The 25987-nt window shown below is 37.4% G+C and carries 19 protein-coding genes, 1 other RNA gene and 1 other annotated feature; of the genes, 16 read left to right on the forward strand and 4 right to left on the reverse strand.

Annotated features, from left to right (window positions below):
• Nucleotides 1-663: 663 nt before the first annotated feature.
• Nucleotides 664-2217: a stage V sporulation protein B gene (gene spoVB / locus ACTWQM_RS08755; protein WP_443257808.1), complete on the reverse strand. Its 1554-nt coding sequence runs from the start codon at nucleotides 2215-2217 to the stop codon at nucleotides 664-666.
• Nucleotides 2218-2339: 122 nt separating this feature from the next.
• Between spoVB and ACTWQM_RS08760 the strand changes: the two genes are divergently transcribed.
• From ACTWQM_RS08760 to dtd, 7 genes are all read left to right on the forward strand, one after another.
• A complete protein-coding gene (locus tag ACTWQM_RS08760) occupies nucleotides 2340-2642 on the forward strand; it encodes a post-transcriptional regulator (protein ID WP_443257809.1) in 303 nt (100 codons plus the stop codon).
• A gap of 49 nt (nucleotides 2643-2691) precedes the next feature.
• Nucleotides 2692-4968, forward strand: a complete 2277-nt coding sequence (gene secDF / locus ACTWQM_RS08765; RefSeq protein WP_443257810.1) for a protein translocase subunit SecDF — start codon at nucleotides 2692-2694, stop codon at nucleotides 4966-4968.
• Nucleotides 4969-5078: 110 nt separating this feature from the next.
• Entirely contained in the window at nucleotides 5079-5399 is a 321-nt protein-coding gene (locus tag ACTWQM_RS08770) for a LapA family protein (protein ID WP_443257811.1), read from the forward strand.
• Between the two features lie 57 nt (nucleotides 5400-5456).
• Nucleotides 5457-7787 carry a single-stranded-DNA-specific exonuclease RecJ gene (gene recJ / locus ACTWQM_RS08775; protein ID WP_443257812.1) on the forward strand — a complete coding sequence of 777 codons (2331 nt, stop codon included), beginning with the start codon at nucleotides 5457-5459 and terminating at the stop codon, nucleotides 7785-7787.
• Complete coding sequence (locus ACTWQM_RS08780; protein ID WP_443257813.1) at nucleotides 7777-8289, forward strand: adenine phosphoribosyltransferase; 513 nt, start codon at nucleotides 7777-7779, stop codon at nucleotides 8287-8289. The genes recJ and ACTWQM_RS08780 overlap by 11 nt, the downstream gene beginning before the upstream one ends.
• Before the next feature lie 191 nt (nucleotides 8290-8480).
• Nucleotides 8481-10682 (forward strand): RelA/SpoT family protein, encoded by a 2202-nt coding sequence (locus ACTWQM_RS08785; protein ID WP_443257814.1) that lies wholly within the window; start codon nucleotides 8481-8483, stop codon nucleotides 10680-10682.
• Between the two features lie 62 nt (nucleotides 10683-10744).
• Nucleotides 10745-11194, forward strand: a complete 450-nt coding sequence (gene dtd, locus ACTWQM_RS08790) for a D-aminoacyl-tRNA deacylase (RefSeq protein ID WP_443257815.1) — start codon at nucleotides 10745-10747, stop codon at nucleotides 11192-11194.
• Between the two features lie 846 nt (nucleotides 11195-12040).
• On the opposite strand, the gene ACTWQM_RS08795 is transcribed toward dtd, so the two are convergent.
• Nucleotides 12041-13096 carry an N-acetylmuramoyl-L-alanine amidase gene (locus ACTWQM_RS08795; protein WP_443257816.1) on the reverse strand — a complete coding sequence of 352 codons (1056 nt, stop codon included), beginning with the start codon at nucleotides 13094-13096 and terminating at the stop codon, nucleotides 12041-12043.
• 93 nt (nucleotides 13097-13189) lie between these two features.
• Between ACTWQM_RS08795 and ACTWQM_RS08800 the strand changes: the two genes are divergently transcribed.
• From ACTWQM_RS08800 to ssrS, 4 genes are all read left to right on the forward strand, one after another.
• Nucleotides 13190-13363, forward strand: a complete 174-nt coding sequence (locus ACTWQM_RS08800; protein WP_443257817.1) for a hypothetical protein — start codon at nucleotides 13190-13192, stop codon at nucleotides 13361-13363.
• Nucleotides 13364-13428: 65 nt separating this feature from the next.
• Nucleotides 13429-13648, forward strand: a binding site (T-box leader).
• A 565-nt stretch (nucleotides 13649-14213) separates the two neighbouring features.
• A complete protein-coding gene (hisS, locus tag ACTWQM_RS08805; RefSeq protein ID WP_443257818.1) occupies nucleotides 14214-15503 on the forward strand; it encodes a histidine--tRNA ligase in 1290 nt (429 codons plus the stop codon).
• Nucleotides 15496-17262, forward strand: a complete 1767-nt coding sequence (aspS, locus tag ACTWQM_RS08810) for an aspartate--tRNA ligase (protein WP_443257819.1) — start codon at nucleotides 15496-15498, stop codon at nucleotides 17260-17262. Before hisS ends, aspS begins: the two co-directional genes overlap by 8 nt.
• Nucleotides 17263-17385: 123 nt before the next feature.
• Nucleotides 17386-17571: non-coding RNA, 6S RNA (gene ssrS, locus ACTWQM_RS08815), on the forward strand.
• Between the two features lie 186 nt (nucleotides 17572-17757).
• Here the strand turns inward: ssrS and ACTWQM_RS08820 are convergent.
• Together ACTWQM_RS08820 and ACTWQM_RS08825 are read right to left on the reverse strand one after the other, a co-directional pair.
• Nucleotides 17758-18408 (reverse strand): RsfA family transcriptional regulator, encoded by a 651-nt coding sequence (locus tag ACTWQM_RS08820; protein WP_443257820.1) that lies wholly within the window; start codon nucleotides 18406-18408, stop codon nucleotides 17758-17760.
• A 180-nt stretch (nucleotides 18409-18588) separates the two neighbouring features.
• Complete coding sequence (locus ACTWQM_RS08825) at nucleotides 18589-19857, reverse strand: replication-associated recombination protein A (protein WP_443257821.1); 1269 nt, start codon at nucleotides 19855-19857, stop codon at nucleotides 18589-18591.
• 257 nt (nucleotides 19858-20114) lie between these two features.
• On the opposite strand from ACTWQM_RS08825, the gene cymR reads away from it, so the two are divergent.
• From cymR to recD2, 5 genes are all read left to right on the forward strand, one after another.
• Entirely contained in the window at nucleotides 20115-20534 is a 420-nt protein-coding gene (gene cymR, locus ACTWQM_RS08830; protein WP_443257822.1) for a cysteine metabolism transcriptional regulator CymR, read from the forward strand.
• Nucleotides 20535-20572: 38 nt separating this feature from the next.
• Nucleotides 20573-21718, forward strand: a complete 1146-nt coding sequence (locus ACTWQM_RS08835; RefSeq protein WP_443257823.1) for a cysteine desulfurase family protein — start codon at nucleotides 20573-20575, stop codon at nucleotides 21716-21718.
• A 15-nt stretch (nucleotides 21719-21733) separates the two neighbouring features.
• Nucleotides 21734-22843, forward strand: a complete 1110-nt coding sequence (gene mnmA / locus ACTWQM_RS08840; protein WP_443257824.1) for a tRNA 2-thiouridine(34) synthase MnmA — start codon at nucleotides 21734-21736, stop codon at nucleotides 22841-22843.
• A 118-nt stretch (nucleotides 22844-22961) separates the two neighbouring features.
• Entirely contained in the window at nucleotides 22962-23630 is a 669-nt protein-coding gene (locus tag ACTWQM_RS08845) for a tetratricopeptide repeat protein (protein WP_443257825.1), read from the forward strand.
• Nucleotides 23631-23648: 18 nt separating this feature from the next.
• Nucleotides 23649-25973: an SF1B family DNA helicase RecD2 gene (gene recD2, locus ACTWQM_RS08850; protein ID WP_443257826.1), complete on the forward strand. Its 2325-nt coding sequence runs from the start codon at nucleotides 23649-23651 to the stop codon at nucleotides 25971-25973.
• Nucleotides 25974-25987: the final 14 nt, after the last annotated feature.

Below are 25987 nucleotides of genomic sequence, written 5' to 3' on the forward strand. Positions count from 1 at the left end.
AAATAGTCTAACCAAAACGGTTAACCCATAAAAAGAAGTAAAAACGGCTTCTTGTATTAAGTATGCCCAAAAAAGGGAAAAACAGCTTGGGACTTGACAGTTTTGTTCATATCAGCGGAATGAGGATCCGCCAGATCAGAAAAACGGATCCTCATTTCATTAAAAATGGTTTCTGCAACAACAAGGGGGAAATGTATGCTAATTATTATGTTATTTCTAGTGTTATTAGCATTTTTCCTTCCTAAAACTGAATCCGTTACCTCTATGACACTGCTACGAAAATATACTTCGCTTTCCGCGGGCAACGTCTGCACTAGAAGGTCCTATGCGTCGGAGGCTCGTGGTGAATCTAGGTGCGCGGGTATATTCCTACTGCGTGGTCAGAGAGCCACTCTAACTACTCCGAATCGGTTACCCTTAGTCTTTGGTCGCAGCAAGAAACAACTCATCAAATGACATTTGAACATAGCAATTAACATTCGTTTTAGCACTATAGTCTACATAGTACATAAACCTTTGTACGCTTGTTAAGAAGATTGTTACTTACAATGTTAATCCAGGTGTTAAAAGCCAATCAATTTGTTGTATCAATAAAACAGGAGCGCGAAACGTTATGCGTTTTATACTCCTAAATAGTGTTTTTTATTTTTAGAAAACGGCCTTCTAATGTACCCATTTCTGGAGAATTGGTATTTGTCTTAACTCTTCTTTTGTAATGAATTTTAAAATAAAGAGCAGTGCAATGTATACAATTGTTAAAAATAGGATGATAAGGATAAAAAGGAAAAGATTTGAGTCAAGCCCGGCATAGATACCCTTAAAGAAATTCCCAGCCATATATGTTAATGATAATAATAACCCCATCTTCATTAAATCTTTAAAAGGTATCGAAAAGCCGATTTGTTTATACAGACTGCCCAAATGCAATAATGTTACTAGAACAACACCAACAGACATTGCAATAGCAACCCCCATGATTCCAAATTCAGCATTGGATGCCAATAGAAATAGAACAATAAATTTACAGGCTGCACCAATCAAACTATTCCACATTGCTGGTTTTGCTAAATCTAACGCTTGTAATGCTGCTTGTAATGGTGCCTGTATATAGAGTAAAATGAAAAAAGGTGCCATTAATATCAGAAACCTGCTAGCGTTTCCCGTTCCATACATATATGTGAGAATTGGCACAGCAAATAATGAAAGGACAATAGTTGCAATTGCACCTGAAGCGAATGAAATCCTGATGGACTGATGAATTCGATAGTGAATCAGTTTTTTATTCTTAGTTGCCTCTGCTTCTGAAATTGAAGGGACTAAGGCGATTGACAGAGATTGTGTAATGAATGTTGGTAAAAATAGTAATGGCAATACATACCCTGTCAACTCCCCATACTGTTTTGTCGCCATTGAGCTTGAGACCCCTGCAATCAGTAAGCTTTGTGCTACAATTATTGGCTCAAGAAAGTAAGAAAATGAGCCGATTAAACGACTGCCGGTACTTGGTAAGGCAATGGAAAATAGCTCTTTTAATGTGTTTTTACTTGTATTTACGTATTTAAAAAAGTGGTGTCGGATACTTACTATTTTCTTTCGTTTAAATAAGTGAATCATAAATAATAAGGATGCGAGTTCACCAAGAATTACACTGAACATTGCTCCAGCTGCAGCAAATTCAACGCCATACGGAAGCAGTAATTTAATAAAGAATGCTACACAGGTAATTCGGACGATTTGTTCAATTACTAATGCATAACTTTGTGGTTTCATATTTTGTCGGCCTTGGAAGTAGCCTTTAAGCACGGAAGAAATTGCTACAATCGGAACAATTGGGCTTATTGCAATTAGTGGATACATTGTTCGTTCATCAGTTAGCAGAGTTGTGGCAATAAATGGTGCGGCAGCAATCATGCCAATTGTGAAAATGACACTTGATATACCTGTTACAAGTAATGATACGACGAGAATTTTTTTTATTTTACGAGTATCATTCCTTGCATCAGCCTCCGATACTCGTTTGGATATTGCAACAGGAAGGCCGAGCTGTGTTAATGTTATCACAAGGAATAGAGTTGGCAGGGCCATCATATAAAGACCTACACCTTCTTCGCCCATAAATCTGGCTATAACAAGGCGGTTGATGAAGCCTAATAATCGTGTGATCATACCTGCTACTATTAAAATTAACGTGCCTTGTAAAAATGTTTGTTTGGTCAATATTGCCGACCTACCTTCTCAAAAAATAATTTTTCATATACAATGATATATATGCAAAGAAGTGGGCCAAGCATGACAAGCATTATTATATAGATTGGATTGTCTACAGGGAGGGGAATCACGTGGAAGTTATAAAAAATGTAAGAGAGTGGAAACCTGATGTATTGTTAGCTTTAGAGAGTAAAGTAAATGAATTCAAGTTAATGGGCTATGCGCAAGCATCAAATGAAAATATATGGAAATGTTTAGAAGTAAAGGTATGGAAAGGCAATCCAGCTAAGCGTTTATTTGAGGTGATTCAGGATATTCTCCATCTTTCATCAAATATTTACATGAGTTATTTAACGGTTAATGCATATCAGGATAATGATTTAATGGCTTCAATTAATGCTTTAACTGAGGGAAATATGGAAGAGGCTGAATAGGTTTTACATAATGTATTACCCGAGAGACATAAAGGGAGGCAATCGGAAGATGAAAAACAGAGGCAAGATCGTTGCCTTTTTTCTAATCGTACTAATATTTGCGGGAACGATTGGGTCAACGATAACAGGAATTGCAAAAGATGTTAATCTGGGCTTGGATCTTCAGGGCGGGTTTGAGGTTTTGTATGAAGTCGAACCTGTTGACGAAAGTAAAGAGACGGATAGAGAGGTACTTGAAAATACAGTACGTATACTTAATGAACGTGTAAATCGATTGGGAATTAGTGAAGCAAATATTAATATTGAAGGTGAAGATCGAATTCGGGTACAGCTCGCTGGGGTGGAAAATCAAGGCGAAGCAAGGGAACTGTTATCCACATCAGCACGTCTTACGTTGCGGAATGTTAATGATGAAGTTCTACTTGATGGCTCGGATATACAAGAGGGAAGTGCCAAGCAGGATTTCAACCAGAAAACGAATCAGCCTATCGTTACCTTACAGTTAAAAGATGCTTCGAAATTCGGGAAGATCACAAGTAAGCTTGCTGCTAAGGCGGATCCAACTGTCCCTTATCCACAAAAGGAAAATCTCCTTGTAATCTGGATGGATTATCAAAAAGGGGATTCATTTGCGAAAGAAGTTAAGAAGGAAGATCCGAAATATGTTTCTGCTCCTAAAGTAACTGAAACATTAAACACAACAAATGTTATGATAAACGGTGATTTTACCGTTGAATCGGCTCAACGCCTAGCTGATATTATCAATGCAGGTTCATTACCGGTTAATATGACAGAATTGTATTCCAATACTGTTGGTGCCCAGTTTGGTGAACAGGCGCTGAATAAAACGGTATTTGCCGGAATAATAGGTGTAAGCTTAATTTTCCTATTTATGATTGTATTTTATCGCTTTCCAGGATTAATTGCGGTAATTAATTTAAGTATTTACATTTATTTAATTCTATTAGTATTTGAACTAATGAATGGTGTTCTAACACTACCGGGAATTGCCGCGTTAATACTTGGTGTCGGTATGGCTGTTGACGCAAATGTCATTACATTTGAGCGAATTAAAGAAGAAATCAGGGAAGGCAAATCATTATTTGCATCGTTTAAAGCCGGAACCGCTAACTCATTACGGGCTATTGTTGATGCTAATATTACAACAATGTTGGCAGCAGCCGTTTTATTCATATTTGGTACAAGCTCAATTAAAGGGTTTGCGACGATGTTAATTGTCAGTATCCTGGTGAGTTTTATAACAGCTGTTTATGGTTCGAGATTATTACTACGATTATGGATTAAAACGAAATTCTTTAAAAACCGTCCATCATGGTTCGGAGTTAATAAGAAGAACATTAAGGACATCGCCGATACAAGCGAAGTAGAACCTAAAATCTTTAATCGGGAAGTTAATGTTGTTCAACATAGAAAAAAATTCTTTATTGCATCAGCGGCAATGGTTATTCTTGGTGGAATTTCTCTAGGTATTTTCCAATTAAACCCTGGGATTGACTTTACTAGTGGATCGAGAATTCAGCTTGCAGCAGAAGACACTTTAGACACAGAGGCAATCAAAAACAGCCTGGAAGAGCTGAATCTGGAAGCCAAATCTGTTGTTCCAGCAGGTGATAATGGCGAAAATGTTATTCTTCGTTATGATAAGGTAATTGACGAAGATAGAATATCAGAAGTTCAGACCTACTTTCAGGAGAATTACAATGCAAAATCAAGCGTGAGTGTCGTTTCCCCAGTTGTAGGTGAGGAATTAGTTAAAAATGCGCTATATGCACTTACAATTGCATCGATCGGTATGGTTATATATGTCACACTTCGATTTGAGCTATTTTTTGGCTTAACAGCGATTATTGCGTTAATTCATGATGTTTTCTTCGTTCTGGCAATATTTAGCCTTACAAGGATTGAATTTGATGTTACAATTGTTGCAGCAATTTTGACTGTTATCGGTTACTCAATAAATGATACGATTGTAACTTTTGACCGAATTCGGGAGAACCTGCGTATGAAGAAACGTGTTAAAACATTTAAGGAACTTGCCAGCATTGTTAATAAGAGTTTGGTACAAACATTCACACGTAGTATAAATACAACTCTAACTACAATGGTTGCAGTATTGGCATTCTTATTCCTTGGAGCTCAGCCGATTACTGGTTTTGCGATTGCACTAGCTGTAGGGCTGTTAATAGGTACGTATTCATCCTTGTTCCTTGCTTCACAACTATGGCTAATATGGCGCGGAAAAAATATTAAGGATAAACCAGTCGTATTTGCTAAAAAGAAAAAAACAGAAGGACCACAAGTGTAATAGAAATAAGACCCCTGTTGTTGTAACTGCAGGGGTTTTAATATATGGTTAAGAAAAAAGAAATTAGGGTATTTTAGTAGAAGCTTTGTATCTAGAAGGAGGAATTGGAGTTGAGAGGACAATCATATGTTATTCTAGCAATTATATTTGTTATTATTGTTGCAGTGTTTGCAATAATAAATGTTGATCCAGTTGAAGTTAATTACTTATTTGGAAGTGGTGAGGCGCCATTAATATTAGTAATTCTATTTTCCGTATTGATGGGTGGAATTATTACAGCTTCTGTTGGATTAATGAAAATGATTCACTTGCAGCGTGAGCGGAAATCTCTTCTAGCTGAGAATAATCAGTTAAAAGAATCGGCAGAAGCAAACCAGCCATATGAAGATGATAACAATCAAGATAATCTCGATGAGGAAAAGAATCTATAAACGTTAATTGCGACCCTTGGCTTACTCTAGTATAATGGATTAGTCAGGGGTGAATTTATGTTACAGAGTAAGACAAACTGGAAATTTTCAAGTGCGCAAACAGAATCACTAGATTGGGATTTAAATGGAATTTCTCCACTTATTAAAGAACTTTTAATACAGAGAGGTATTACTTCAGCAGAAGCGGCAAAAGAATTTTTGTCACCTGATTTAGAAAATTTATATCATCCACAAGGCTTTTCAGATATATCAAAAGCAACACAACGAGTACATAAAGCAATAGCTAATAAAGAAAAAATTCTAGTATTTGGTGACTATGATGCAGATGGGGTAAGTTCAACAACAGTTTTGTTAACAACGTTGCAGGAACTTGGTGCTGACTGTGATTATTATATACCAAACAGATTTACAGAAGGTTATGGACCAAATGAAGATGCATTTAAAACTGCATCTGATAATGAAGTTAGCTTAATTATAACTGTCGATACGGGAATAGCATCTATTCATGAGGCAACTGTTGCGAAACAGCTTGGTATTGACTTAGTGATAACGGATCACCATGAACCACAGGAACAGTTACCTGAAGCGTTTGCGATTATACATCCAAAATGCTCACCCGATTATGTGTTTAAAGAATTGGCAGGTGTGGGTGTTGCCTTTAAATTCGCTGAAAGCCTATTAGGTTATTTTCCAAAGCATTTACTTGATTTAGTTGCTATTGGCACAATTGCCGACCTTGTACCATTAAAAAGTGAAAACCGGATTTTGGCATCCTATGGTTTAAAAACGCTATCTGCAACTAATAGACCAGGGTTGATAGCTTTGAAAAAGGTATGCAATATCAACGGGGATGTCAGTGAAGAGGATGTTGGATTTTTGATTGGCCCAAGGCTTAATGCGGTCGGCAGATTACAAGATGCAAATCTAGCTGTACAGCTCCTTATGTCTGATGATCAGGATGAGGCAGAACACATAGCAGAAATGGTACAATCCATTAATCAGGAACGTCAAAAAATAGTTAGTGACATTGTAAAAGAAGCAGATCAAATGGTAGGCTCGCTTGAAGAACAAGGAGTAATTGTTGTAGCAAAAGAAGGCTGGAATCAAGGTGTGCTGGGCATTGTCGCATCAAATCTTGTCCGGAAATATGACAGACCAGCAATCGTGCTGACAATTCTACCAGAAAAAGAACAAGTAAAAGGTTCTGCCAGAAGTATCCCTGCCTTTGATTTATTTTCCAACTGTATGAAGATTAGAGACACGTTTACTCATTTTGGAGGGCATTCACAAGCAGCAGGTATGACCTTACCATTAGAGAATCTTCAGTTACTGCAAACTGAACTAAACAAAATCATTAATCAGCAGCTTACCAAAGAAGATTTTTCTCAGGAAATTGAGGTAAGTAAAACAATTGCCATTCCAGAAATAAATGAAGAGCTGGTAAATGAAATTAGCCAGCTGGCACCATTTGGTATGGCTAACCCAAAGCCAATCTTTCATCTGAATGATATCCCATCTGATATACGGCAGATTGGAAATATGAAAAAACACTTAAAAATGCAATTTAAGCATGAAAATCAGTTGCTTGATGGAATAGGGTTTAGCTTAGGTGGTTTATATGACCATATTTCTCCACAAACACCATTGTCAGTTGTTGGCGAGTTAGGTATTAATGAGTGGAATGGTAATAAAAAGGTGCAAATAGTTATTCGGGATATAAAAATTGAGGAAAGACAAGTCTTTGATCATCGAGGGAAAAAACGTTTTGATATCACACCTTATGTTAATAATAATACTAGCCATTTAGCGGTACATAATACACTCCTAAATGAAAGCAGTATTGTTCCAGATGAGGTCACTTGTGTTAGGTATGACACAGATTTAAACCTGCTTAATGAAGTCAATACACTCTTCCTATTTGAAATGCCGACAAACCTGAATGCTCTTCAGGACTTGGTGTCTAAAACAAATCCGTTAAATATCCATGTATGTTTTCAATTGGAAGATAGTGTGTTTATGAAAGCATTTCCTTCACGTGAGGATTTTAAATGGCTATATGCTTTTGTGGCTAAACGAAAACAAGTCAATTTGCAAAAAGAACTACCGATGATCATGGATGCAAAAGCATGGACGAAGGAAAGAATCTTATTTATGTCCAACGTGTTTTTTGAATTAGAATTTGTTAAAATAGAGAATGGTATCATTCAATTAAATGCAAATCCTATGAAGAAGGATTTATCAGATGCGCCATCATATCAAGAACGGCTGAATCAGGCTGAGGTTGAAAAGATTCTGTACTATTCAACCTATGAAGATTTAAGAATGTGGTTTTCAGATTGCATAAAAGATGGGGAAATGCCCAAGGAGGAAGTAGCACATGGACTATAAAAAATATATTAAAATTGTTCAGGACTGGCCAAAAGAAGGGGTTCAGTTTAAGGATATCACACCACTTATGGATGACGGGAAAGCATTTAAATCAGCAGTCGATGAAATAGTTGAATTTGCCAGACAAAAAAATATTGACCTTGTGGTGGGGCCGGAAGCACGTGGTTTCATTATTGGCTGCCCAGTTTCTTATGCATTGGAAACCGGTTTTGCTCCAGTTAGAAAAGAAGGAAAATTGCCGAGAGAGGTTGTTAAGGTCGATTACGGACTGGAATATGGCAAAAATGTCTTGACCATTCATAAAGATGCGATCAAGCCAGGTCAGCGCGTTTTAATTACTGATGATTTACTTGCAACAGGTGGTACAATAGAGGCAACAATCAAATTGGTAGAAGACTTAGGCGGAATTGTAGTAGGCTGTGCATTTCTGATAGAACTTTCCTACCTTAATGGACTAGAGAAACTTGAAGGCTATGATGTATTAACATTAATGAACTATTAATATTCTTACAAAAAGTTTTGGGTCTGATTGAACTTGAGTATTGTTCATCAGACCTGTTATTATCCTAGTTTTATTATATTTTATAAAAAAACAGAATTATTCCAATGATATTGACTGTTTTTCCTTTACATTTACACAATAATTTTCGATACTATTAGAAAGTATTCTCTAACGCGAATTTAGGTGATTATATGGCAAAAGAAGAAATATTGACAATTGAAGATGTAATCAATGAGGCTCGCCGGTATCTTACTAAAGAGGATGCTATGTTCCTTCGTCGTGCATATGAGTTTGCAGAAGATGCACATAAGGAGCAATATCGAAAATCTGGTGAGCCTTACATTATACACCCAGTTCAGGTAGCTGGAATTTTAGTTGAACTAGAAATGGACCCGGAGACAATTGCTGGGGGTTTTTTACATGATGTATTAGAGGATACAGACATTACAGTTGAAGAAATGAAAAAACACTTCAGTACTGAAGTTGTAATGCTTGTTGATGGTGTTACCAAACTTGGTAAAATTAAATATAAATCAAAAGAAGCTCTGCAAGCAGAAAACCATCGAAAAATGTTTGTGGCAATGGCCAAAGACATTCGAGTAATTTTAATTAAACTTGCTGATCGATTGCATAACATGCGGACACTTAAACATTTACCTCCTGAAAAGCAACGGAGAATTTCGAATGAAACACTGGAGATATTTGCACCTTTAGCCCATCGTTTAGGTATTTCTAAAATCAAATGGGAATTGGAAGATACAGCCTTACGTTATTTAAATCCACAGCAATACTATCGAATTGTTCAGTTGATGAAACAAAAACGTGATCAGCGTGAAACGTATATAGACGATGTTATGAATGAAGTTACAAGCCAACTGAAAGATGTAAATATTGAGGCAGATATATCAGGAAGACCGAAGCATTTATATAGTATATATACCAAAATGGTAAAGCAAAACAAACAATTTAACGAAATATATGATTTGTTAGCAGTACGTATAATTGTTGATAGTATTAAAGATTGTTATGCAGTCTTAGGAATTATTCATACATGCTGGAAACCAATGCCTGGGAGATTCAAGGATTATATCGCAATGCCAAAGCCAAATTTATATCAATCATTGCATACAACCGTAATCGGGCCAAAAGGGGATCCGCTTGAAGTACAAATTCGTACGAAAGAGATGCATGAAATAGCTGAATTTGGTATCGCGGCGCATTGGGCATATAAAGAAGAACGTCAGTTGGCTCGTGATAAAAAGTCATTTGAAGAAAAGTTGACTTGGTTTAGGGAAATACTTGAATGGCAAAATGAAACACATGATGCAGAAGAATTTATGGAATCTCTTAAGGTCGATTTATTCTCTGACATGGTCTATGTATTCACTCCAAAAGGAGACGTCATAGAGCTTCCATCTGGCTCTGTGCCTCTTGACTTTGCATATAAAGTTCATACCGAAATAGGTAATCAGACGATTGGCTCTAAAATAAACGGTAAAATGGAGCCACTTGACTATAAACTGAAGAACGGGGATATTATTGAGGTAATGACTTCTAAGCATTCCTATGGTCCTTCACAGGATTGGCTGAAGATCACCCAAACATCTCAAGCAAAAAATAAGATTAAACAGTTCTTTAAGAAACAACGACGGGATGAAAACATTAGCAAGGGTAAAGAGGCTGTTGATAAAGAAATTCGTGCTTTAGGAATTGAGCCAAAGGATGCACTTACTCAAGAGAACCTAAAGCGGGTAAATGAACGGTTTAATTTCATCAATGAAGATGAAATGTATGCGGCAGTCGGGTACCAAGGGATAACTGCTGCACTAATTGCTACACGTTTAACTGAAAAAATCAGACGGACTAAATTAAAAGAACAAAATTTGGAAGAGACACTTGAAGAAGTTAAAAGTGAAGAGCCAAATAACAAGGTACAAAAACGAGATTCAGGTGTTAGGGTGGAAGGGGTCGATAATTTATTAGTACGGTTATCGAAGTGCTGTAATCCCGTCCCTGGTGATAATATTATTGGATATATTACAAAGGGGAGAGGAGTATCTGTTCATCGATCAGATTGCCCTAATGTCCAAACAGAAGATGCAAAGCAGCGTTACCTCCATGTTGAATGGGAAGGAGAACAAACAGATAAAAAGCAATATCATGTTGACCTTGAGATATCAGGGTATGACCGCCGTGGCTTATTAAATGAGGTATTGCAGGCAGTAAATGAAACGAAAACGAATATAACACAGGTGAACGGTCGATCTGACCGAAATAAAATGGCTGTAATTCATATTACAATTCTAATTCATAATACGAATCATCTAAGAAGAATTGTGGAACGGATAAAGCAAATAAAAGATGTTTATACAGTAACTAGAACAATACAATAGTATTTTCGTATGGCCTCTGCAGTTGACATAAACTGTGTGATAAGAAGAAGGAGTATCAAATTATGAAAGCAGTCATTCAACGATCAAATAATGCCAAAGTGTCCGTAGAAGAAGATGTAGTTGGAGAAATTGATAACGGGTTTGTTGTTTTACTTGGTGTAACACATGAGGATACGGAAGAGGATGCGGTCTATCTGGTGAATAAGCTTGTTAATCTTCGTGTTTTTGAAGATGAAAATGAAAAGATGAATCTTTCCTTAAAGGATGTTTCAGGACAGGTGCTGTCTATTTCACAATTCACATTATATGCTGACACTCGAAAAGGAAGACGGCCTAATTTTCTTAATGCAGCAAAGCCGGATCACGCGAACAAGTTATATCAGCATTTTAATCAGTTAGTTGAACAGCAGGGAGTTCGTGTTGAGACAGGTGAGTTTGGTGAAATGATGAATGTTCAACTAACAAATCAAGGACCGGTTACAATTATTTTGGATAGCAATGACAAGAAATAAGAATGAATAGCTTTATGGCAAGCAGTTCAATTTCGGAGTGTAATTTGTATTCTTTATTGAACTGCTTTTTTATATGAGTTTAATCAAATATATTTCATAAACAGGAATGTGCTTGCTTTCTGCGTGGCTGGGACAAAAGTGTTTAAGTCAAAGTGAAATCCGAACTATGATTCAATTTCTTGAGATAGAATTGGAATTAGTTCGGATTTATTTTGTTGCTTATTAGATATAAACTGCCAAGTAACATGGAAAAATAGCTGAGTGTTATGACGCCGCTACGGAAATACACTACGCGCACCTAGGGTGGCTGATGAACCTTCTTGCTCCTACGTCGCTGCGTAGTCTCATCTAAGCCACAGCTCCACAGGAGTCTACGTGTATTTCCTCCGCTAATGACTGGAATAGGAATAGCTATGGGAATAAATGTATGACAGCACTACACTAGTCCGGATGAGCGAAGGGCGGATTGAGAGTTTATAGAGATTATTCCAGCAGTTACTTCGCATTTTATATCGATTCAACCATTGATAATGTACGTTCTGAACAACCTATTCTGTTAAGGTAGAGGTTTTTAGTTAGGTCCCAGCCTCGTTCCGATGTTGGCACAAATTTTTTCGGAGGTTCTAACAGTTACAATCACAAACCGTACCATTTAATAGAACTTCTCTATCAGGAATCCAAAGCATTCTCACTCGTAACCTCATCTGCCATCTTGCTATTCCGTTTTTAATCTGCAGTTGTACGGGGAATTGAAAAACTTACTATCAAAATCTGTTGTACGAATCAATAAGAAGAAGGAAATACCAACTTTTAGCGGACAACCGTTATTTGGTAGGAATACGTTACCTATTTATTTGCAAAGTATTCGTTCAATCCATTTACAAGACCAGTTACTAGTTTTTTCTGATATGCGTTTGTTTGAAGGAGTTGCTCTTTTTCCGGGTTGGAAATGAATCCTAACTCAACAAGTATCGATGGTTTAAAAGTTTGTCTGATAACGTGAAAATCTCCAAATGTAGCTCCGCGGTTTCTTGCACCGGTTTCTTTTGCAATACCCTGAAGAACATCCTTAGCTAGCTTTTCATTTTGATCATCATAAAAATATGCTCCAATCCCGGTTACATTAGGCATTTCAGGAAAACTATTGTAGTGAATGCTTATGAAAGCATCTGTATCCAGAATGTTGGGAAGGCTTGTCCGGCTGCCTAGCGAAATGAATTCATCATTTTTTCGTGTCAATACTACATTAGCTCCAAGTGCTGTGAGTTCCTGTTTAAGTTCTTGCGTAGTTTTAAACGCAAAGTCTTTTTCGTGTGTTCCGGTTGCGCCAATTGCACCTACATCTCGTCCGCCATGTCCTGCATCAATTACTATCGTTTTATTATTCATTCCATTAAAAGAAGTAGATTCTTCTTTTTTGATGAGTTGTTTTAAAACATAGCCGGTTACATCGTCATTTGCAATCTCGTACCATTCATTACTTTCAGAGAGAACATTAAATTTAGTACCTTCATTTGCAAAATCAATTATTTCATAACTGGTTGAAGGTCCATCACGTAATTGGGTGTTATCATGTTGGATTGTTATTGTTTTTTCAGTGACTGGTTCCATATCACTTTGATTAGCACCCTTTGAATCCTTATTACTTGAGATGTTTATATACTCGTCCGTAACCCATCCAGTACCTTCAGTTAATTCAATTTCAACCCATCCTTCTTGTTCCTGTAATATTGGATAAACTTCATCAGAATGTACCTGACCGATCTTTTCGAAATTGGTTCCAGGTCCCGTTCGAATATTTAAATTGTCTGTCTTAATTATTGCTTCGTTGGCGCTCACTAAAGTTGCGAAGGCCAGAAACAATATACTAAAGAATAACACCGTTTTTTTCTTTATATGCAATGAAGTTCCTCCTTGGAATAATATATTACCTTTATATTAATAAAAATTTTCTATTTAGGCAAAACTAGAGTAACATAGGGAGGTATTTTAGTTATGCGATTTCAGGAAAAACATTGGAATTCAAATATGAGCAAGGATATTTATGGAGCAAACTTTCATCGGTTTATGGAAGTTGAAGATCAATTTAATCACATGGAAATAGCAGAGGAATTAGGTATCTCTCTTGGTGAGGTTAAAAAGTTAAAGAAAAAAATCACTCGTACTTGACAATGTGATAGGGAAACATTAATATAATAGTCATTCATAATCAATTAAATTAATGATAAATGTATAAAAAGCCAGTGATGGAAAAAGTAATGAGAAGTATGTGAAAAGAGAGAAAATGTCATAGGCTGAGAACATTTTCACACGATACTCTGATGAAAGACATTCCTTAGGCTCTATATCGAATACATAGTAGGTATAGACGTTTTGCAGGCGTTATCTGTGAAGAGCGGGTGCTTTAAAGAGCATCAACTAGGGTGGCAACGCGGGTTAACTCTCGTCCCTTATTTTTATAAGGGTCGGGAGTTTTTTATATTTTTTTAAAGTAACGCTCTTTTCGTAAATTTTGTTATTTTTTAACCTGCGCAGTTGATATATACTGCGAACTAACACGGAAAAATGGTTGAGTGCTATGACACCGCTTCGGAAATACACTACGCTTTCCGTGGGCGGCTGATGAGCCTCCTTGCTCCTACGTCGCTGCGTAGTCTCATCTAGGCCTCAGCTCCCACAGGAGTCTACGTGTATTTCCTTCGCTGTTGACTCGAGTAGGAATCGCTATAGAATAATTATGTGACAGCACTACACTAGTCCGGGTGAGCGGAGGGCGGTGACTCCTGCGGGAAAAGCAACAGCTGAAGATCCCGCAGGAAGCGGTTTTGGCTTCCGAGGAAGCTGAAGCGTTGCCCGCGGAAAGCATCCGCCCGGAGCGATCCCGGATGGCACGTGAGAGTTTATAGAAATTATTCTAGCAGTTAGTTCGCAGTATATATCAACTACGATATGATTTCATTACTTTAATGAAGCAAAAATCTTTTAGAAAACAGCTAAAATTAATGAGGGGGTATTACAAATGAGCATGAAAGCTCCACGAGGTACAGTAGATACTTTACCGCTAGAGGCGAAGAAATGGCAGTTTGTTGAAGATCAATTAAAAGATGTGTGTGGAAGGTTTCACTTTGATGAAATCCGTACACCGCTGTTCGAACATACAGAGTTATTCCAACGTGGTGTTGGCGATTCTACCGATATTGTTCAAAAAGAAATGTATACATTTGAAGATCGTGGAGGAAGAAGCCTGACATTACGGCCTGAAGGTACAGCCTCAGTTGCACGTGCATTTGTTGAAAATAAGTTATTTGGAAATCCGAGTCAGCCAGTTAAGCTTTATTACTTTGCTCAGATGTTTCGTTACGAAAGACCACAAAAAGGAAGAATGCGTCAATTAAACCAATTTGGTGTAGAAGTACTAGGAAGTGCCGATCCAGCAGTAGATGCTGAAGTTATTGATTTAGCAATGACGTGTTATCAGGAGTTAGGATTAAAATCCTTAAAGTTAGTTATTAATTCGTTAGGTGATAATGAAAGCCGAAATAATCACCGACAGGCTTTGGTCGATCACTTTTCACCACACAAGGAAGAGCTCTGTAATGATTGCCAAATCCGCTTAGAGCAAAATCCTTTACGCATTCTGGATTGTAAGACTGACCGTGATCATCCTGCTATGCAAAATGCACCTTCGATATTAGATTATTTAAATGAAGAATCAAGAAGTTATTTCGACAAGGTTCAGAATCACTTAACAAAAATGGGGATTGAATACGAGGTTGATAAAAATTTAGTACGAGGACTTGATTATTATAATCATACAGCTTTTGAAATTATGAGTGAAGCAGATGGATTTGGTGCGATTGCAACATTGGCAGGTGGCGGAAGATATAATGGTCTTATTGAAGAGTTAGGTGGACCGAGCACACCGGGTATTGGCTTTGGTATGGGAATGGAACGATTGCTAATGGCTCTTGACGCTGAAAATAAGGAAATGTCAATTGATAATCGCTTGGACTGTTTCGTTGTTGCGGTAGGAGATGAAGCTGAAAAAAAAGCGGTTCATCTGTTACATGAATTACGTAAAGGTGGCATTCAGGCAGATAAAGATTATCAAGGTCGAAAAATGAAAGCCCAATTTAAAGCTGCAGATCGTTTTAAGGCAAAATATGTGCTAATCCTTGGTGAAGATGAAATAAAAAGAGAAATTGTTAACGTTAAAGAATTAGATACTGGCGAGCAACTGGAAGTACCCATAACACAATTAGTTGAAACGATGCATGAAAAGCTCCTGGGAGGAATAGAAAATGAGTGAACGGACATTAGCGGGAACACTACGCGAAAAAGATATTAATCAGCCGATTTTATTAAAAGGGTGGGTACAAAAACGTCGTGATTTAGGAGGATTAATTTTCATTGATTTACGTGATAGATCTGGTATAGTACAAGTTGTTTTTAATCCGGATAATTCCAAAGAGGCTTTGGAGATTGCTGAAACAGTTAGAAGTGAATATGTCATCCAAGTCGAAGGAAGTGTTGTAATTCGTGATGAAAGTACAATTAATCCTGTGATGGGAACAGGAAAGATTGAAGTGATGGCAACAGGCATAAGCATTTTGAATAAGGCAAAGACACCACCATTTCTTATCGAAAATGAATCTGATGTATCGGTAGATCTTCGTTTAAAGTATCGTTACCTGGATTTACGCAGAAGTGCTTTGCAGGATACATTTAAGTTACGTCATCAAACTACACAAGTCGTTCGTAACTTTTTAAATGACGATGGATTTCTTGAAATGGAAACACCTATTTTAACCAAAAGTACTCCAGAAGGTGCAAGAGACTATTTGGTGCCCAGCCGTGTGCATAACGGAGAATTTTATGCACTGCCACAGTCACCCCAGCTTTTCAAACAATTAATTATGATGGGGGGATTTGAAAAATACTTTCAAATTGCACGTTGCTTCCGAGATGAAGACTTGCGGGCTGACCGTCAACCAGAATTCACACAGATAGATATTGAAACATCTTTCATGACGAGTGATGAAATAATGGAAATGACTGAAAATATGATGAAAAATGTAATGAAGGACGTTAAAAATATCGATATCTCGCTGCCATTACAACGGTTGCCGTATAATGAAGCGATGGAGCGCTATGGATCGGATAAACCGGACACAAGATTTGACATGGAGTTACTTCATGTAACAGATGTTCTGGCTGATTCTTCATTCAAGGTATTTCAAAGCGCAATCGAATCGGGTGGGAAAGTTTGCTTGTTAAATGTAAAGGGACAAGCAGCTAATTATTCACGCAAAGATCTTGATAAGCTAACTGATTTTGTGAAAGTATATGGGGCCAAAGGTTTACCATGGCTTAAGGTAGAAGGCGATGAACTGAAAGGGCCAATTGCTAAATTTCTAACAGATGAAGAGAAGTCAGGAATTGTTAAACGAGCGAGCGCTGCTGATGGGGATTTACTATTGTTTGGCTCAGATAAGACAGCAATTGTTTATGACAGTTTAGGAGCTTTACGATTAAAACTCGGAAAAGAATTGCAGCTTATTGATGAAAGTAAGTTTAATTTTCTTTGGGTTACTGATTGGCCATTACTGGAATATGATGAAAGTCTGGAACGTTATTTTGCAGCTCATCATCCATTTACTATGCCTGTTGAGGAAGATCTTGAAAAACTCAGTAAAGATCCAGGAAATGTTCGGGCAAATGCGTACGACCTTGTATTAAATGGGTATGAATTAGGTGGAGGATCATTACGTATTCATAAGAAGGAACAACAAGATAAAATGTTTGAAATATTGGGCTTCACCAGTGAAGAAGCAACAGAACAGTTTGGGTTTTTACTTGATGCATTGGAGTATGGTGCACCACCACATGGCGGTATCGCATTAGGCCTGGATAGAATTGTTATGCTATTAGCAGGAAGGTCAAACCTCAGAGATACAATTCTATTTCCGAAGACCGCTTCAGCTTCAGATTTATTAACGGACGCACCTGATGAAGTGAGTGATGAACAGCTGGATGAGCTGTCTATTCAAATTAAAAAGAAATTATGATTTAATTTAAAATTTGTAGTAAAGATGTAACAACTGTAATATACACTTCATACTAATGAATATTGAAATTAGTATAGCTGTATGATAAACTAAATTTACAAATAATAAATCATAATTAGATTATCAATCCTGATGTGTACGTCTTGTATAAATGTTTTGACCGAACATCTATATAATTGGGAGCTTGTATCGTTTCCATGTTGCATGCATGCCTCGCCTTATCGAGGACGCATAAGAGATATGGAACAGAGCACCCACCTGCTGAAAGCGGGATCAAAACTAGAGAAGGACGGCACGATTGGGATTGATAGAATACATATAAGCTTATCATTAAAGGGGTTCTTAGAGAGTGGATTTTGCTTTCATAGAATCCCTTCTATTTTGGGGTGAAAGCAGTAAAGGGGTATGCTTTAGTTGGACTAATGCAATATGAACGTATTATATATAAACAGTAAAGTCGCATGGGCTTCTTAATAGAAGCCTCATGCGACTTTTTTATTGATTCGTTCCATTTGCAACCTGCTGGAGGTTACCATTCTTATCCATTCTGAATGCCGGTGACTGTATAGTTCCTTGATCATCCAGAACAGTCATTTTTCTTGCCCGTTCCATAATTTGCATAAATACTTGATAGTCTTCTTGTACTGTTGCAAATTGTTTCTCAGTGCTCTCCAGTTTCTTTTCTAAATTGCTTACATGTTCTTTTAACATAGCGTTCTCTTTTTGCATTTGTTCTAACGATAGTTTTGATTGATTGGAAGCATAGTAGTCTCTTTTAACTTGCTTTAAATAACGTATGACTGTATCCATTGTGATGGATGGCTCTTCCATAGTTTGTGGCTGTTCTTCTTCTTCGGCATTTTGCATAACAGGTACTACTGGCTGGCGTGTCTTCGTAGTTTTTACTGCATTTGCACGCTTCTTCTCTTTCCGTTGCCGCTTTGCAAGATCGATAGCACTATCATATTTTTCTCTTACCTCGGCATTCCAGCGGAACCCGCAAGCAGCAGACGTACGATTTAATTTATCGCCAACTTCTTCAAATGCATTTAATTGAGTACTACCTTCTCTGATATGACGCAGAACTGTTTCTGCCAATAATAGGTCATCTTCATGTGACCAGGCATCTTGTCTTACTTTAACCAATTTGTTCAACTCCTTTTTCAATAACAGCCGTTATATGTTACATAGATTATTATCTTTATTGTCTATTGTGACCGATTGAAAAAGGAATTATACCTCTATTACCCATATTATCTAGTATTATTTTTGGCAGAAAGAAACTTATTGCAAAAGCGAAAAAAAGATGTTTACTATATAGGCTTTCTAATCAGACTGAATTCTTTCATATACCTGCATTAGAGCTCGTTCAAATTTACCAGAATTTTTAGGTTGGTAGTATTCTTTGTTTTTTATAGAATCCGGTAAGTACTGTTGCTTGATCCAGCCATTGTCATAGTTGTGTGGATATTTATACTCCACCCCTCGTCCCATTTTCTTAGCACCTTGATAATGCGAATCTTTTAAGTGTGCCGGGATGTCACCGCTTTTACCACTGCGTATATCTGCTAGTGCATTGTCAAGCGCCTTGTATGCTGTATTTGATTTAGGAGATAAAGCCAGTTCTACAATCGCCACTGATAGTGGTATGCGTGCTTCAGGAAATCCGAGCCTTTCAGCCGCCTGAACTGCTGCAATTGCACGTGGACCTGCCTGCGGATTTGCTAGGCCGATATCTTCATACGCACAAACAATCATACGCCGTGCAATACTTTCAAGGTCGCCTGCTTCGATCAGTCTTCCCAAATAATGGAGTGCTGCATTGGCATCACTTCCTCGGATGGATTTCTGAAATGCAGACAATACATCATAATGCGCATCACCATCTTTGTCGTGGGAAAAGCTTTTCTTTTGCATACACTCTTCAGCTATATCGAGCGTAATAAGAATTTGCCCCTCGTTATTTTCGGGAGTGGATGACACAGCCAACTCCAGCCCGTTCAATGCAGAGCGCATATCACCATTTGCAGCAAAAGAAAAATGCTCTAATGCTTCATCCGTTACGGAAACTGACTGAGAACCTAATCCATTGGTATCATCTTCAACAGCTCTTTGGATTGCTATTTTCATATCATCTACTGTCAAAGGGTGTAATTCAAATAGATGGCATCTACTTCTAATAGCAGGATTAATAGAATGATAAGGGTTACTAGTTGTGCAGCCAATTAACGTCACGATATTGCTTTCAATGTGTGGTAGTAAAAAGTCCTGTTTTGCCTTATCGAGTCTATGTACTTCATCAAGTACTAACACGACGTGTCCAGTCATTTTGGCTTCTTCAACAACAATTTCCATATCTTTTTTCTTGTCAACGACAGCATTTAGCATCTTAACCGGTAAATTCAGGCTTTTTGCGAGTGCTACCGCCATCGAAGTTTTTCCGGTTCCGGGCGGCCCAAATAAGATCATGGATGCTAACTGTTCAGCCTGTATCATCCTGTTTAGTATTTTTCCATCACCAACAAGATGTTCCTGTCCGATAATTTCATGTATATGAGCAGGTCTCATGCGATAAGCAAGTGGTTTATGTTTCATTTCTGATCGTCCTTTTTTATAGAATAATTGGTCGTGTATAAAAGCGTAATTCCAATTGTGTTAAAATGCAAGAATCATACTATTCATGCTATAATATCATGTATTACAAATTATAATTAATCAATAATATAAATTAATAGCTTTTTCGGCAGATTGGAAAGTATAAATCCTTTCTTACTGTATAAGTGCAACTTAGGCTTATCTATATTAACATGGCGAAAAGCCACGTTTTCTAAGAAAGAAATAGAGGTGTTAAAATGAAAATTTCAACAAAAGGACGTTATGGTCTGACAATCATGATTGAGCTTGCACGTAAGCATGGGGAAGGTCCCACATCACTAAAAGCAATTGCGCGGGAAAAAGAGTTATCTGAGCATTATCTGGAGCAATTAGCATCACCACTGAGAAATGCTGGTTTGATCAAAAGTATCCGCGGAGCATATGGTGGATATATTTTGGCAAAGGAGCCTAGTGAAATAAAGGCTGGCGACATTATTCGTGTACTGGAGGGACCAATATCCCCAGTAGAAGGAATAGAAAATGAAGAGCCAGCAAAACAGGCTCTGTGGATTCGAATCAGAGACGCAGTCAAAGACGTACTGGATACAACAACATTAGAAGATCTAAAACATCATCAGGATGATCATCAACAGGATGCATATATGTTTTATATCTAACGTAACAGATAGTATAAGATAGGAAGGATTTGTGAAATATGGAAGGTATTTACATGGATCATGCCGCTACAACACCGATGGATAAACAAGTTGTCAGTGCTATGAATCCTGTGTTTGAAGATGTTTTTGGTAATCCATCAAGTGTCCACTCGTTTGGGAGGAAAGCAAGAAAGTATCTTGATCAAGCAAGACGAACGATGGCCAAAAGTATTCATGCAAATGAAAAAGATATTATAATAACCAGTGGAGGAACAGAAGCAGATAACCTGGCTTTGATTGGTACTGCATTTGCTAATAAAGATAGAGGGCGACATGTCATAACAACTGTTCAGGAACATCATGCTACACTTCATACTGCAGAACACCTTGAAAACCAAGGATTTCGTGTGACATATTTACCGGTCGGTGAAAATGGGTTAGTATCAGTAGATGACTTAAAAAATGCTTTAACTGATGAAACAATTTTGGTTTCTATTATGTATGTAAATAATGAAACTGGGATGATTCAGCCTATTCAGGAAATCGGTAATGTTTTAAAAGATTATCAGGAGATTTATTTTCATACGGATGCAGTACAGGCTTATGGGTTATTGGATATTGATGTAAAAGAATACGGTATTGATATGCTGACAGTTTCATCCCATAAAATAAATGGGCCTAAAGGTATTGGCTTTTTGTATGCCGCAAATAATGTAAAAATAGAAGCCCTTCAGTTTGGGGGCGAACAAGAGCGAAAACGTCGGCCCGGTACAGAGAATGTTGCTGGTGCTGTTGGTTTCCAAAAAGCAGTAGACTTAGCAATCAATAACAAAACGGACAGAAATACTTCCTATCAGGGTTTTAAGGATCAATTTATTTCGCACCTATCGGATAGTGGGATCAATTTTGAGATAAATGGTGATGAAAAAAAATCTATTGCGTCGATTGTAAATATTAGTTTCCCAGGTACGAATGTGGAGTCGCTCCTTACTAATTTTGATTTAGATGGAATTGCTGCTTCAAGCGGAAGTGCATGTACCGCCGGGTCAGTTGAGCCATCACATGTTCTGGCAGCAATGTATGGCGAGAATGATGAACGGACAACCAATTCAATACGCTTTAGTTTTGGTATTTTTAATACAACCGAGAATATAGAGGAAGCTGCAAATAGAGTAGTGAAAATCGTTAAACGATTAACAGCATAGAAGGTGGTGAAAGTAATGAGTAGCAATAAAGATATAAGAGTAGTTGTTGGAATGAGTGGAGGTGTTGATTCTTCCGTAGCCGCATTACTGCTGAAGGAGCAAGGTTATGATGTTGTTGGTATCTTTATGAAAAATTGGGATGATACTGATGAAAATGGTGTTTGTACTGCAACAGATGACTATGATGATGTAGTAAGGGTTTGTAATCAACTGGATATTCCTTACTTTGCCGTGAATTTTGAAAAGCAATATTGGGATAAAGTATTTACTTATTTCTTGGACGAATATAAAGCAGGAAGAACCCCGAATCCTGACGTAATGTGCAATAAAGAGATAAAATTTAAAGCATTCCTTGAACATGCTACATCCTTGGGTGCAGACTATCTGGCAACAGGTCATTATGCACAAGTTAGAAAAACTGATGGTGAATACGAAATGTTGCGTGGTGTTGATGATAATAAGGACCAGACATACTTTCTGAATCAATTGACAGAGGATGTACTGGCAAAAGTTATGTTTCCTTTAGGGCATATGAATAAAAAAGAAGTACGTGAGATTGCTATGGAGTATGACCTTGTTACGGCAACTAAGAAAGACAGTACTGGTATTTGTTTCATTGGCGAACGAAACTTCAAAGAGTTCTTAAGTGAGTATTTACCTGCACAACCTGGTCTGATGAAGACATTAACGGGTATTGAAAAGGGAAAGCATGATGGTCTTATGTATTACACAATAGGTCAGCGCCAAGGCCTAGGTATAGGTGGTTCAGGTGATCCATGGTTTGTCGTTGGAAAAAACCTGGAAGAAAATATTTTATATGTGGAACAAGGCTTTGATAATGAGAAACTTTATTCAGACGGATTGATAGCATCTGAGGTAAACTGGATCAAAGTCCCTGGTGAAGGATCAGTTACATGTACAGCTAAGTTCCGGTATCGGCAAAAGGATAGTGCGGTTACAGTTCATAAACTGGAAGATAACAAGGTACATGTTGAATTCCATGAAAAACAACGTGCCATTACACCTGGACAAGCAGTTGTATTTTATGATGGAGAAGTATGCTTAGGTGGAGGCACAATTGATGAAGTTATTAAAGATGAAACTTACTTGGATTACGTAGGATAATGAGAGGGATCATCAAGTGGTCCCCTCTATTTTATTTATTAGTTACTGCATAATTCGAAGTAAAGCTTTCGTCACTATAGATAAACCAAGTTTCTAATTATTGGAGGATTTACAAAAGATGGACAGAAATCAGGAAGCAATAAATTTAATGAAGGAACAGAAATATGAAGAGGCTGCAGAAATCTTCAATAAAGTCATCGAAGAAAACCCGGAAAACCCCCTCGGCTATATTAATTTCGGAAACTTACTCCTTCATGTCAATGATCTTGAACGTGCACAGCGTTTCTTTGAGAAGGCAATAGAACTTGATGAACATGCGGCGACTGCATATTATGGACTTGGTAATGTTTATTATGAAGAGTCGGTTTATCCGAAAGCACAGGAAAATTTTCAGAAGGCTATAGATATCGGTCTGGTCGAAGCAGATGTTTACTTCATGCTAGGCATGACCTTTTATCATGAAGAGCATTTCAAGCTTGCATTACCATATTTGTTACGGGCAACCGAGCTTGATCCGGATGATGCGGAAGTACTATTCCAGTACGGGTTGACGTTGGCACAGAGTGACCATATTAAAGACGCAAGAACGGTTTTTAAAAATGTATTGAAACTGGAAGAACAACATAGTGACGCACATTATAATTTGGGTGTAATTTCAATATATGACGAGAATCTATCAGATGCATTGGACCATTTTGAGAAAGCGCTGGAAATACAGCCGGAACACACACTGGCAGCAAATGGAAAAAGTCAGATTGAAGAGTTGCTGAATAACACGGATATGTAAGATTGTGAGGTTGTTTAAATGATACTGGATGAGCAATCTAATACAGATCAAGGCTATATAAAAGGTGAACTTTTATATATGATTTTTCAAAATAAGAATGAACATTTCTCGATTGCTAAAATAAAAGTTCATGATACAAATGAGAATACCAAAGACAAGGAAATTGTTGTGAAAGGTTATTTCTCCGACCTGCAGGATGCGACGATTTATCGTTTTTATGGTGATTTTGAAAAACATGTTAAATTCGGTATGCAATATCAGGTTAAATCGTTTGAGACATATATTCCGGATACAAAAGACGGATTGATTGCTTATTTATCCAGTGATTTATTTTATGGTATAGGTGAAAAAACAGCTACAAGGGTAGTTGATGTGCTAGGTGAAAGTGCAATTTCAAAAATATTAAATAACGATGAAGTGTTAAATGATGTCCCTGGGTTAAAAAAAGAAAAATCCGAATTACTCAGCAAAACATTGCAGGAAAATCAGGGATTTGAACACATTGTTGTGCATTTATCCAAATATGGAATTGGATTGAAAATGGCTCAAAAGATTTACCAGGAATATAAAGACGAAGCAATTGATGTGCTGCAAAATGATCCATATCAATATGTATTTGATATTGAAGGGTTTGGCTTTCGGACAGCTGATCAAATCGCCCAGCAAAATGGCTTATCACTAACACATCCAAACAGAATTGGTGCTGGGTGTATTTATATTTTACAGAGGAATATTCAGGATGGGCATGTGTATTTACCTATTGATAATTGTGTGAAACAGGTGCTGGACCTGCTTTTAAATCCTGAACAGTCGCTGACAGTGGACATGGTTTCTAACCGTCTGGAAGATTTAAATAAGGAAAAAGCTATTATCATGAAGGATGGAAACGTGTATCTGCCTTCACTTTATTATGCTGAAGATGGGTTTGCTTCTAATATCAACCGTCTGATGAAAAAACCTATTGAACAGGATACAACGATGGCTGAACTGATGAAGATTATTGGTGATATTGAAGAATCAGAGGTATTAAGTTATGGAAAAGAGCAATTTAACGCGATAAACCATGCTTTAAAGTCAAAATTAATGATCGTTACGGGTGGACCCGGAACAGGGAAAACGACTGTGATCAAAGGGATTTTGAAATCATATGCAGCAATACACAATGTCTCAACTAATCCTGGTGACTATGATTCAGAGACAGATTTTCCATTTATTTTAACAGCGCCTACTGGAAGAGCGTCCAAGCGCTTAACAGAATCTACCGGTCTACCGGCAGTGACTATTCATCGATTGCTGGGCTGGGACGGAAGAGATGGTTTTGAAAAAAATGAAAATGAACAGTTATCTGGAAAGTTTTTAATTATAGACGAGTTCTCTATGGTTGACATATGGCTGGCAAATAGTCTGTTTAAGGCAATTCCGGATGATATGCAAGTGTTACTTGTAGGTGATGAAGATCAGCTTCCATCCGTTGGGCCCGGCCAAGTGTTAGCTGATTTGTTAGGCAGCGAATTAATTCCTGTCGTAAGCCTTAATGAAGTGTATAGGCAAAAAGAAGGTTCAAAAATAATTCAACTGGCACATTTGATTAAACATGACACGTGTACAGCTGAATCCTTATCTAATGATAAGGATTTCAGTTTTATCCCTTGCGTGGAGCATCAGATGATTGATGTCATCACAAAGGTGTTTCACAAAGCGAAAGATAAAGGTGTTGAGTTAAGAGATATTCAAGTCTTGGCACCAATGTATCGGTCACAAGCTGGAATAACAGTCATTAATCAGCAGTTACAAACGTTGGTAAATCCTAAATCATCAACAAAGCGTGAAGTTAAAATGAACGATATTGTGTATCGAACAGGGGATAAAGTACTTCAGCTTGTCAATAAGCCAGAAGATGGTGTCTTTAATGGGGACATTGGAGAAATAGTAGCTATATTTGAAGAAGATGAAAATGTAGATCATGTAGAACAATTAGTAATTGATTTTGAAGGCAAAGAAGTAGTTTATGAACGGAAAGATTATGTAAATATCATGCATGCTTATTGTATTTCAATTCATAAATCACAAGGGAGCGAATTTCCAATTGTGATTATGCCTGTCGTATCTTCGTATAATAGGATGCTGCGTAAAAACCTGCTGTATACTGGCATAACCAGGAGTAAAAAGTCATTAATTATTTGTGGTCAGCAAAATGCATTTTTACGTGGAGTAAGTACACTGGATACAAATAGGCGTTATACCACATTGCCAGAACAATTGAATGATAGGCTACAGGATATTCCAATAAATATGTATGAGGATGAGGAAGAAAAGGAAATATCACCTTATGATTTCATGTAATTCATTAGTATATT

The sequence above is a fragment of the Virgibacillus sp. L01 genome (assembly GCF_052246775.1).
In the GTDB taxonomy this organism is placed as follows: Bacteria; Bacillota; Bacilli; order Bacillales; family Amphibacillaceae; genus Lentibacillus.

Coding starts and splice junctions, on each gene's coding strand:
- hisS (WP_443257818.1), top strand. CDS start 14,214: ATGAGCATGAAAGCTCCACGAGGTACAGTAGATACTTTACCGCTAGAG.
- mnmA (WP_443257824.1), top strand. CDS start 21,734: ATGAGTAGCAATAAAGATATAAGAGTAGTTGTTGGAATGAGTGGAGGT.
- recJ (WP_443257812.1), top strand. CDS start 5,457: ATGTTACAGAGTAAGACAAACTGGAAATTTTCAAGTGCGCAAACAGAA.
- ACTWQM_RS08835 (WP_443257823.1), top strand. CDS start 20,573: ATGGAAGGTATTTACATGGATCATGCCGCTACAACACCGATGGATAAA.
- ACTWQM_RS08785 (WP_443257814.1), top strand. CDS start 8,481: ATGGCAAAAGAAGAAATATTGACAATTGAAGATGTAATCAATGAGGCT.
- dtd (WP_443257815.1), top strand. CDS start 10,745: ATGAAAGCAGTCATTCAACGATCAAATAATGCCAAAGTGTCCGTAGAA.
- aspS (WP_443257819.1), top strand. CDS start 15,496: ATGAGTGAACGGACATTAGCGGGAACACTACGCGAAAAAGATATTAAT.
- cymR (WP_443257822.1), top strand. CDS start 20,115: ATGAAAATTTCAACAAAAGGACGTTATGGTCTGACAATCATGATTGAG.
- ACTWQM_RS08780 (WP_443257813.1), top strand. CDS start 7,777: ATGGACTATAAAAAATATATTAAAATTGTTCAGGACTGGCCAAAAGAA.
- ACTWQM_RS08800 (WP_443257817.1), top strand. CDS start 13,190: ATGCGATTTCAGGAAAAACATTGGAATTCAAATATGAGCAAGGATATT.
- ACTWQM_RS08845 (WP_443257825.1), top strand. CDS start 22,962: ATGGACAGAAATCAGGAAGCAATAAATTTAATGAAGGAACAGAAATAT.
- ACTWQM_RS08825 (WP_443257821.1), bottom strand. CDS start 19,857: ATGAAACATAAACCACTTGCTTATCGCATGAGACCTGCTCATATACAT.
- recD2 (WP_443257826.1), top strand. CDS start 23,649: ATGATACTGGATGAGCAATCTAATACAGATCAAGGCTATATAAAAGGT.
- secDF (WP_443257810.1), top strand. CDS start 2,692: ATGAAAAACAGAGGCAAGATCGTTGCCTTTTTTCTAATCGTACTAATA.